We start from the raw sequence: 2,542 nt of genomic DNA on the forward strand, positions 1-2,542 counted from the left end.
ACAATAGGGATGGTGCTGCTTTGCGATCCCGTCCCCACGGCAAGCGGTAGGGCCTCTTACGGGTCTGCCCAGAGTGGATCGGGTCGGGCTGGCTTCGCCAGGGTGAGGAGAATGCGTCGATGTTCCAGCGTTCCAGTTCTCCAGCAGGGGCGGCGGATTCCGGACCCACGAAATCGCCACCAGCAGCCGTTTCTGGTGCTTTTGGGGCCGTATTGGATCTCGCGTAACTGGAACACTTGGATTCGGTGGAAACTTGTTTCGAGGTTCTTCCACGCTTCAAGGGCCGGGGTCGCCGGCACCCGCTGGCCTTGCCCTGGAAGGAACCGCCCTGCATCTGACGGAGGCGCGTGTATTCCTGACCGGCGGATTTGATTCCTCTTCCTCCGTGCTGACCGCTCTGGCCTGACGTCCCCATTGCCCGCTTCCATCCCCCCTTTGTCCCGATTAGGGCAGAGGGGTTCGCGCTATCCCGCGGGCGGTGAACCGAGCAAGGCAGGCCGTGCAGCTAGGCCACCGCCGAGCGAGGCCCGACCAGTCTAAATGACATTTAGATTGGTCGCCTCTTTCTGAAACAGCCATAACTCCAGCGTGCCTCATCGGGGCTCGCCGCCGCCACGGCCGAGACGCTACCACGGCCTGGCAACCGCCCCGAATCCGCACAACTGAGTTCAGATACAAGACGTTAGCTTCGAAGCAGGAGAGGGACCGATCCATGAATTCGCCCGCGAATTGCCGCCATTTCCAATGCCGATCCCCTGAATCCCAGGCCACCATTATCCCGGTATGGCCTACCGTCCGCGCAAACGACGGTGTGCGATGAGGCGCTATGTCGAAGCCGCGGTCGACTCCGAGATTCAGGCGCTCCGCCACACCTCATCCGGCCGGGCTTGTGCTGCCTTCAAGGCCGCCGCCGCCATCGGCGGGTTCGTGGGAGCGGGGGAGGTCGACCGATCCGTTGCCGAGCGCACCCTCCTTTCAGCGGCCCTGGAGACTGGGCTCCCCGAGCGCGAGGCGGCAGGCCACATCCGTCGCGGCATCCTGCGCGGGGAGAAGACGCCGCGCACTGTTCCAGAATCGGTGTGCCACCGAAACATCAAATCCCAGGCTCCCCACTTTGCCAGGCCCGCCGCGCCAGCCCGGACCCACGCGGACCAATCGCCTGCCCGCCCTCCGCAGCAAGAAGTCGTCGCGCTGTGGGCATCGTCCCTCCCCGTGAGCGCCGACGCCGACTCCACCGCCTGGTTCGCCCACCGCTTTGGCCCTGCTGCGGCCTGGTCCCTCCAGCAATCCGAACTGTGGGACCTTGCCCGCGCGATCCCCGCAGGCCTCCGCCTGCCCCGCTGGGCCCGCTCGCAGGGCGGCCCGTGGAACCACACCGGCCACCGTATTATCTTCCGCCACTGGGACCATACCGGCCAGGCCGTCTCCCTCCGCGCCCGCTCCATCGACCCATCTGTGACCCCGAAATCCCTGGCCCCATCCGGCTACACCGTCAAGGGTCTGGTCCTCGCCGACCCGCTCGCCCAGCAACTCCTCGGCGGTGTCTGCCCCAGCTGGTGGCAGCCGCGCCAGGTCATCGTGGCCGAAGGCGAACCCGACTGGCTGCTCTGGGCCCTGCGCCAGCCTGAGACAGACGAGCAGGGTCCCGCCGTCCTCGGCGTCGAGGCCGGCGCCTGGTCCCCGCAGATCGCCGCCCGCATTCCTACCGGAGCTTCGGTCGTCATCCGCACCCACCACGACGAGCCCGGCAGGCGCTACGCCCAACAGATCGCGGCCTCCCTCCTGGGACGCTGCCGCATCTTCCGCTCCAGCACGGGAGAGGAGGTGTCGCAGTGAAGGACGACAACGACCGTCTCCTCGAAGGCACTCTTCCGCAGGACCCGTTCGCCGATGCCGAACCCCTCAACCCGGACACGCCGGAAGCGACCACCGACGAGAACCCCGCCTGGCCCGATCCCCTGCCCATCGGCCCCGTGGCCAACGTCCCGGCCTTCCCCGTGGACACCCTGCCTCCCTGGCTGCGGAACTGGGTCACCGCCCTGGCTACGGCTCTGCAATGCCCTGTCGACCTACCCGCCATGCTCGGCCTCGCCGTGCTGGCCCTTTGCGGCGCGAAGAGGTACCAGGTCCACGTGGCCCAGGGCTGGGACGAGCCCCTGAACCTCTACGTCGCCGTTGCCCTGAAGCCCGGCGAGTCCAAGAGCCCGGCTTTCGCTGCGGCCATCCGTCCAGTCTCCCGCTTCGTGGCCGAGGAGCGCAAGCGCACCGACCCGGAGATCCGCGCGGCCATGGCCCGCGCCGACGTCGCAGCCAAGCGGACCGATCACCTCAAGACCCGCGCCGCCAAAGCCAGCGCGCCGGAGGAGTACGCCAAGTCCCTGGCCCTAGTCGAGGAGGCCGTGCTTGAGCAGGGCGCCATCGAGGTCCCGGTGCCCCTGCGGCTGGTCCTGGACGACGTGACCGCCGAGTCGCTCGAGGCCGTGCTGCGCCAGCAGGGCGGCCGCATCGCCCTCATGTCCGACTCAGGCGCTCCAACACTGCG

At 67.9% G+C, this 2,542-nt stretch carries 2 protein-coding genes; both read left to right on the forward strand.

From position 1 onward, the window contains the following. Positions 1 to 816: 816 nt before the first annotated feature. Positions 817 to 1,836 (forward strand): hypothetical protein, encoded by a 1,020-nt coding sequence (locus KDM41_17920; GenBank protein MCB1185300.1) that lies wholly within the window; start codon positions 817 to 819, stop codon positions 1,834 to 1,836. After that, a partial coding sequence (locus KDM41_17925) for a DUF3987 domain-containing protein (GenBank protein ID MCB1185301.1) occupies positions 1,833 to 2,542 on the forward strand: 710 nt, incomplete at its 3' end. The genes KDM41_17920 and KDM41_17925, both read left to right, overlap by 4 nt.

The organism is bacterium, assembly GCA_020440705.1.
Lineage (GTDB): Bacteria > Krumholzibacteriota > Krumholzibacteriia > LZORAL124-64-63 > LZORAL124-64-63 > JAGRNP01.

What these genes read in the sequence shown, in the direction of transcription:
- KDM41_17920 (MCB1185300.1), top strand. Translation starts at nt 817, where the DNA reads ATGAGGCGCTATGTCGAAGCCGCGGTCGACTCCGAGATTCAGGCGCTC.